Raw genomic sequence first — 7,250 nt, forward strand, 5'->3', positions numbered from 1 at the left:
GCGATGATCTGCTCTTCCGTAAATCGCTTTCTCTTCATCAGTCCGTCCTTCAAACGAGGCCGGACTCTAATCCCAACTGGAGGAAATTACCCGTGGCAGGTCACATCCAATCCGAATCCGTCCTTGGCCGAGCAGTTCGAAATCCTCGCCGCCTGATTGACCTCGCATCAGGGCCTCTCTGTGCCCCTATTCAGCCGTTGCAACAAAACCACCTACATCGCTAGTATCATTGTCGCTGCCACAATATTGAATCAGACACGTGGGTAGCGCTACTGTGCCCATTGGGGAGCACTGTCACTGAATCCAGAGATTAAACTATCTGGCCCCATAGGTCCCAACAAGTGAATGATCGAAGGAGTTATCGCCCGCTTGGAGCTGAGCAACGACCTGCCGAAGGTCGGCCAAATAGTCGTCTACCACTTCCCCAAAAGCGAGACTGAGAATACCCAAATTGATCGCGGGTGGATTCGGGGACGGTGCCACGGTATACCAACCCTTGGCAGCCAGACCTGCCGCGATATCGGCCACGTCAAGCGATTTCGAACCATAACTCATCACCGTAAGTTCAGGCTCGCCATAAACGAACAGCCCGTCAATCGCGGGAATTTCCCGTATCAGCTTTTCACGCACCTGCCAGATCTGATCTGCGATCTTACGATACCCCTGATTGCCGAGGAAGCGCATGACCGCCCACGCAGCGGCTATGCTAGCACCGGACCGCGTGCCGGCGAATGTCGAGGTCACATATCGTCCTCGTGACCAGTTGTCGAAGTCAAACACTTGGTACCGTTGGTAACTGGCATCCGAAAACGCCACAACCGACGCCCCCTTCGGCGCAAAGCCATATTTGTGTAGGTCTGCCGAAATGGACTTCACGCCCTCCACCCGAAAATCCCAAGGGGGGATCGGGTGTCCATTCTGCTCGGCGAAAGGAGAGAAAAAGCCCCCGACGCACGCGTCTGTGTGAAACCATACGTTTCTGAAAGACGCGATAGCAGCAAGCTCCTCAATCTGATCGAAAACTCCGATAGTAAATTGCGGGGCCGACCCGGCCATTATGATCGTTTGATCGTCCAGAGCAGATTTAAGTGAGTCAATGTCAGTTTTGAAATCGGCACGCGGCAAGATTCTTACAACGTCCAGCCCCAAATACTTTGCGGCTTTATCGAAAGCCGGGTGCGCACTGTGAGAAAGCAACATTTTTGGTTTGGTGACTTCCGGACGATTGGCTTTTGCCCACTCCCGTGCAGTCTTCATCGCGATAAAGATACTTTCAGTGCCCCCCGATGTAATGCTGGCTGCGCCACCATTCGCGTGAAACAGGGATAGCACCCACTCCACAACCTCCGACTCGAATTTCTTGATCGATGGAAATGCACTGAGGCCCAACGCATTCGTCGCGTGAAATTTTTCGAGTGCGATTTTACCGACGCGATCAACATCGTCGTTGGCAAAATGCACATAAAAGCCCGGCAAACGCCCTCCTCGCCAATCCACGTCGCCTTGCCTGGCATTCTCCATCGCTTGCCAAATGGCCGTCTCTTCCAAACCTTTTTCCGGGAACGGCATATGCGTTTTCATTCGAACGTATCTCCACAGTGATATCGCGTCTTACATAATTGTATTTTATCTTCAACGAAAAAATATCACGAATGGCTGGCTGGTGGCGCCCAGCATGCATATGCACGATAGGCGGAACAAGCGTTGCAGGTTGTAGGTTCGGCTCCCGCGCACGTTACTTCACAGCGATATATGGCGCCGGCGAGCGGGCTCGCTCCGTTTGCCCTCGCGGCACGCAGCAGGGTCTGGTCGTAACCGCCCGATTGGCACCGCCTGCCGCTTAACGCCTTGATGGCCTAAGACACGTGTTTAACGACGTCGTTAACGACGTGTCTTAGGCGGGAATTGCGATGCGCGTAGAGATTCTTGGGCAGGAACGTCGGCGTCGATGGCGCGAGGATGAGAAACTCGGGATTGTCACGGCGGTTGGAGTGTTTGGAGCTACGATCACCGAGGTAGCTCGTCGTCACGACGTGACGCGGCAGCAGATATACGCCTGTTGGCGTAGCGAGTTGAAGAAGAAAGGGCTGCTGTCGGCGTCTTCGAGTGCGTTGTTCATTCCTGTCGATATGAATTCCGTGCAGACGGATGTCTCTGATTTGAGGCAGAGCTATTCCGGGATGATCGAGCTACGATTGAGCGGCGGCCGCACGCTTCGCTTCGAGAGTTCAGTGACGCCCAGCGTCCTGACGCAGGTTATCCGCGCGGTGGAAGCGGCATGATCGGGCTTGGGACCCGGCGTTCGGGTCTATCTCGCGTGCGGGATCACGGACATGCGCAAAGGAATAGAAGGCCTGGCTGCGCTTGCGCAGGATGTCTTGCGCCAGAAGCCGACGAGCGGTGCGGTCTTTGCCTTTCGCGGCAAACGTGGCGATCGCTTGAAGCTGCTATATTTTGATGGTCAGGGCTTCTGTCTGTATTACAAGATCTTGCAGAAAGGGCGGTTTCCTTGGCCTTCGGCATCCGATGGGACTGCTGCCCGGTTGACATCGGCCCAACTGGCGATGCTGAGCGACTACCCATAACAATACCCCTCCTCGTGAGGCTGATCTTCCCTGAGATCGATGTGATCGATGCTGTGTTCGCGCAGCTTGCGTACGGCCTGCGTTGCCTTTTCTTCGTCTGGAAAGAGATAGCGGCCGGCAGGATCGGAGAACGTCAGAAGCTTTCCGCGCCGGAGTTGGGTATAAATCCACTTTGGCGGGATGCGCAGTCGCGCCGCCAAGTCGGTGACGGAAAGCCGTCCTTCGACCTTGGGCCACCGGCTGCGCTGCCGCGCGGTCTTGATGCGATGGCGAAGCCGAACGCCTCGTACGGTGCTGAGAAGCACCCCGTCGACGCGCCGTGGTGAGCGGTGGCCTTCAGTGGTGAGGATGCGCGTGATCTCATCATCATAGACGCCTTTGGAGGCTATTCGCAGATCCGCCGTTCCATCTCGTCCTGACGCGGCAGCGCGGCCAGCCCATTGACCGGCAGCATGACCGCGAGTTCCGTCGTCGCACCGCCGCGCCACACGATGCGCACCTCAGCCCGGTCTCGGGCACCGCGGCGCATGATCACCTTGTCGATCAAGCAGCGCAACAAGGCCTTACGATGCTCGCGAGGCGTTGCCCGATCGACCCAGACCGCGGGCAGCCGCGTTCCCAAAGCCACGACCTTTGCCCGCAAGCGGGAATCGATGCCGAGCGGCTCGCGCAACGAGGCGTCGGTCTTACCCTTGAGCGTTTCTTCAGACTGTCTCAGTTCCAGTAGAGCCTCTTCCCAACGCCGCTCCAGCTCGGCGGCTACGAGCCGGTTATCCGGATCAACCCGATTGAACTGGCGCTCAGCGAGAGACACCTTGTAGCGCAAGCGCTGAATCTGCTGTTCCTGGGCATGGCGCAGAGCGTCGTCGGCACGGCGACGCATCTTGCGCGCTTTTGCGAGTGCCTCGATCTCAGCTGGCGCCACGGCTTCGAGGAACGCGGCTGCGACTTGGTGGTCGATCGGCGCGGCCCGCAGGCACTGGCATTCCGGCACGTCATGCTGTTGGCGCAGATGATTGCAGACATACTGGCTGCCGCCTTTGTAGCGCACGACCATCTTGTGCCCGCACTCCCCGCACCAGGTGATGCCGTGCAGCAGGGCAGCACCGTCGCGCGGCACCCCGCGGCCCTTGACGCGCAGATAGTCGCTCCGGTTGTCGCGCAGAATGGCCTGGACCTTCTCGAAGGTCTCCCAGCTTACATAGGCGGGATACTTGTCCTTCACGACAATTCTCCATTCCGGCATCGGCCTTGGCGTCTTCTGCGGGCGCCCTGACGGGCTTGTTGCCCGAAAGCGCTTGCGGCCGTAGACGAACGCTCCTGCATAGGCCGGATTCTTCAGCATATCGGTCACCGCCGGAATCGTCGGCCGTTTCCAGCATACTTCGCCATGCCGATCGCGTCTCGGCAGCGACAGGTTGCCCGCGTGCAAACTTCGCATCACCCGCACGGCGGTGCGCAGCGAAAGGAAGCTCTCAAAAACCAAGCTGACGCGATCCTGAACCTCCCTGTCCGGATCCTTGGTGACGACGCCGCTTGGATCGCGCACGAAGCCTGCCGGCAACGGCTGGGCCAACTCTCCGCGTTCCGCCTTGGCGAGCAGGCCAGCAGTCAATCGGCCGCGGATGGTGTGCAATTCCAGTTCCGATATTGTCCCCTTCAGACCCGCAACATACTGCCCAGCAACAGCCGCTTGAAGTCGTTGTCCGGTATCCGCATCACGCTCATGCCGGCGAACGCCTCACGGTCTTGCGGCGTCTCCTTTACGCCGGTGACGCCCACTTCGTCGTCGAGCTGCCAGGCGGCGGCCGGCTCCTGCTGCCTGCATGGATGACCGAGACCAACGCGGCGACGCCGCCCATGATGGCCACGCCGCGGCTTTCCTTCGCCTGCCTGCGAGAGCTGCGCCAGCTCGTCGACGCACAGGGCGTATCCTTGTCGCCATCGCTTGAAGCGATTCGCAACGATGGAGACGACGATGCAACAGCATGCCCAAAAGCGGCAACTCGATCTTCTCATGTTGGCGGCCGACGATGTCGTGCCCCGGTTGTTCGATCCAGTGAGGCGCGCGGAGATCGTGAGCCTGCTCAAAGCTCTCCTGAGCGATCGCCTCGCCCCGGTCAGAATACCGGAGGAGACGGACGATGACTAAAATCACTGCCGATCACCTGGCGCGTAGCGCCTATGTCTATATTCGTCAGTCCACCCCGGACCAGCTTGCCAACAACCCCGAGAGCCGACGACGCCAGTACGCCCTGAAGACGCGCGCCCGCGCCCTCGGCTGGGAGAATGTGGTCGTCATTGACGATGATCTCGGCCGCTCGGGCGGCGGGACGGCGCGACCGGGTTTCGAACGCCTGCTGGCAGCGATCGGCAGCGGCGGCGCGGGCGCGGTCTTTGCCCTCGAGGCCTCGCGCCTGGCCCGCAACGGGCGCGACTGGCACACACTCTTGGAGTTCTGTGCCCTGGTGGGCAGCCTGATCATCGATGAGGACGGGATCTACGATCCCCGGCTCGTCAACGATCGCTTGCTGCTCGGCATGAAAGGCACTTTCAGCGAACTTGAGCTGTCGACGCTGCGGCAGCGCTCGCAAGAGGCGTTGCGCCTGAAGGCGGCGCGCGGCGAACTGCACACGACGGTGGCGATCGGCTACCGGCGGGGCGCTGACGATCGCCTGGAACAAGACCCCGACCGGCGCATCCGCGAAGCGCTGTCGCTGGTGTTCCACAAATTTCGTGAGATCGGCAGCGTGCGCCAGCTCGTCCTGTGGCTGGGCCAGGAGGGGATCGACCTACCGACCGCTGTCCATGGTCCTCAGGGGTGGACGGTGCGGTGGGGGGCGCCGCGCTACCACGCCGTCCATCGGCTGCTGACCAATCCGGTCTATGCTGGTGCCTATGTCTTTGGCCGCACCGCCACGCGCACGCGCGTCGAAGACGGCCGCAAAGTCGTCACCCACGGTGTTGCGCGCCGACGTGAGGACTGGGCGGTTCTGATCCGCGATCACCATGATGGCTATATCTCCTGGACCGAGTATGATCGCAACCAGACGATAATTGCCAACAATGCGAACATGAAGGGCACGATGGTCGCGGGCGCGGTGCGCAATGGCAGTGGACTTCTCGTCGGCTTGCTGCGCTGCGGCTGCTGCGGCCGCAAGCTCAAGGTGCTGCACCATTCACGCCGCGATGCGCGCTATGTCTGCGCTACCCATGTCGACCCGTCGACCGAGAAACGGTGTACCGTCTTCAGCAACATGCGCATCGATGCGGCGGTGTCGGCGGAAGTGCTGCGGGCAATTGCGCCGCTGGCACTCGAGGCGGCGTTGCAATTGATTTCCGATCGCAAGCAGGCCGGCAGCGAACGGCTGCGGCAAAGCGAGCTCGCCCTGGACCAGGCCCGCTATGAGGCGGCGCATGCGCGCCGGCAATACGACGCCGTTGATCCCGATAACCGCCTGGTCGCCGGCGAGCTCGAACGGCGATGGAATGACTGTCTGGCGGCGGTCGCCCGGCTCGAGGATCAGGTCCGGAGCTTGCGCAGCGAGCAGCCGAGCGCCCTAAGCGAGGACGAACGCACGATGCTTATGGCGCTCGCGGACGACATGCCTGCGCTGTGGAACCATCCCGCCGCGTCCGTCGAGACGCGCAAGCGGATTTTGCGCACCGTGCTCAACGAGATCGTCGTGACGGCCGAGGCCGGTCGGCTGCACCTGGTGCTGCACTGGCAGGGCGGCGATCACACGCGGCTCGAAGTGGTGAAGAACCGGTCTGGCCAAAACCGCTACAAGACTGACGTGGCGACCGAGCAGCTGGTGCGCGAACTCGCCCGCCTTTTGCCGGATCACAGCATCGCCCCCGTTCTCAACCGGCTCGGCATACGCTCGGCCAGGGGACAGACCTGGACCCAGCTGCGCGTGCGCAATTTCCGCGGCGCGCATCGCATCCCGGTCTACCGCGAGGGCGAACGGGCCGAGCGCCACGAGCTTATCCTGCGCGAAGCCGCAAGCTGGCTCGGTGTCAACAGGATGACCGTCGTTCGCCTGATCCGGGATGGGCTGCTGCCGGCACGGCAGGTTTGCGCCGGCGCCCCCTATGTCATCTGCGAGGATGATCTTGCGCGGCCGGCCATCCGTCAGGCGATCGCGAAAGGTCGTCCAGTATCAGCCGATGCGCGACAACAAACCCTTTCTTTTCAATGAGATCACGAGGTACTGTATCATGTCACCGTCCCCTTCATGCCGAGCAGCAGCCTGTCGTTGGGATGACGCGGTTCGTAGATGCCGTCCTCATCGATGATGAGCGTTCCGACAAGGCCGCAAAACTCGATGAGCGTATGCCAGTCCCGGCCATTGCGGGCCAGCCGGGAGGCTTCAATGGCGAGGACCGCACCAACCCGACCTTCGCAGATCGCCGCCAGAAGCTTCTCAAAGCCCGGACGGCTGATGCCAGACCCTGAACGACCGAGATCTTCATCGATGACGATGGCGTCTTTCCAGCCAAGGGACCGCGCTCGCTCGGCAAGGCCATATTGGCGTCGCCGGCTCTCGGGATTGTTGACAAGTTGATCGGCCGTCGACTGCCGGACATAGACATAGGCACCGCGCGCGAGATGTTCAGCGGTGATCTTCATGATCTGCCTCCCGTCCCGTCTGGCTCACCACC

Annotated in this window: 7 protein-coding genes and 1 pseudogene; 4 read left to right on the forward strand and 4 right to left on the reverse strand. The window is 60.9% G+C overall.

Annotation, left to right across the window (positions count from 1 at the left end):
- Positions 1-315: 315 nt before the first annotated feature.
- Entirely contained in the window at positions 316-1,581 is a 1,266-nt protein-coding gene (locus tag NKI25_RS35850; protein WP_353000884.1) for a pyridoxal phosphate-dependent decarboxylase family protein, read from the reverse strand.
- 329 nt (positions 1,582-1,910) lie between these two features.
- On the opposite strand from NKI25_RS35850, the gene tnpA reads away from it, so the two are divergent.
- Genes tnpA through NKI25_RS35865 form a run of 3 tightly spaced genes read left to right on the forward strand, consistent with a single transcriptional unit; the run spans position 1,911 to position 2,911 of the window.
- Positions 1,911-2,282 carry an IS66-like element accessory protein TnpA gene (gene tnpA / locus NKI25_RS35855; protein ID WP_353000886.1) on the forward strand — a complete coding sequence of 124 codons (372 nt, stop codon included), beginning with the start codon at positions 1,911-1,913 and terminating at the stop codon, positions 2,280-2,282.
- Between the two features lie 6 nt (positions 2,283-2,288).
- A complete protein-coding gene (gene tnpB, locus NKI25_RS35860) occupies positions 2,289-2,585 on the forward strand; it encodes an IS66 family insertion sequence element accessory protein TnpB (RefSeq protein WP_353000888.1) in 297 nt (98 codons plus the stop codon).
- 14 nt (positions 2,586-2,599) lie between these two features.
- On the forward strand, positions 2,600-2,911 hold the full coding sequence (locus tag NKI25_RS35865; RefSeq protein ID WP_353000890.1) for a hypothetical protein: 312 nt from the start codon (positions 2,600-2,602) through the stop codon (positions 2,909-2,911).
- A 59-nt stretch (positions 2,912-2,970) separates the two neighbouring features.
- Here NKI25_RS35865 and NKI25_RS35870 read toward each other — a convergent pair whose 3' ends face one another.
- Complete coding sequence (locus NKI25_RS35870; protein WP_353000892.1) at positions 2,971-4,221, reverse strand: recombinase family protein; 1,251 nt, start codon at positions 4,219-4,221, stop codon at positions 2,971-2,973.
- 23 nt (positions 4,222-4,244) lie between these two features.
- Positions 4,245-4,676 carry a hypothetical protein gene (locus NKI25_RS35875; RefSeq protein ID WP_353000894.1) on the reverse strand — a complete coding sequence of 144 codons (432 nt, stop codon included), beginning with the start codon at positions 4,674-4,676 and terminating at the stop codon, positions 4,245-4,247.
- A 53-nt stretch (positions 4,677-4,729) separates the two neighbouring features.
- Between NKI25_RS35875 and NKI25_RS35880 the strand changes: the two genes are divergently transcribed.
- Positions 4,730-6,787, forward strand: a complete 2,058-nt coding sequence (locus tag NKI25_RS35880; protein WP_353000896.1) for a recombinase family protein — start codon at positions 4,730-4,732, stop codon at positions 6,785-6,787.
- Positions 6,788-6,807: 20 nt separating this feature from the next.
- Here the strand turns inward: NKI25_RS35880 and NKI25_RS35885 are convergent.
- A pseudogene (locus tag NKI25_RS35885) lies at positions 6,808-7,218 on the reverse strand (recombinase family protein); the annotation flags it as partial.
- Positions 7,219-7,250: the final 32 nt, after the last annotated feature.

This window comes from Mesorhizobium sp. M0808 (assembly GCF_040320025.1).
Lineage (GTDB): Bacteria > Pseudomonadota > Alphaproteobacteria > Rhizobiales > Rhizobiaceae > Mesorhizobium.

Excerpts from the sequence above, each read along its gene's own strand:
- tnpA (WP_353000886.1), top strand. The coding sequence starts at position 1,911 with ATGCGCGTAGAGATTCTTGGGCAGGAACGTCGGCGTCGATGGCGCGAG.
- NKI25_RS35880 (WP_353000896.1), top strand. The coding sequence starts at position 4,730 with ATGACTAAAATCACTGCCGATCACCTGGCGCGTAGCGCCTATGTCTAT.
- NKI25_RS35850 (WP_353000884.1), bottom strand. The coding sequence starts at position 1,581 with ATGAAAACGCATATGCCGTTCCCGGAAAAAGGTTTGGAAGAGACGGCC.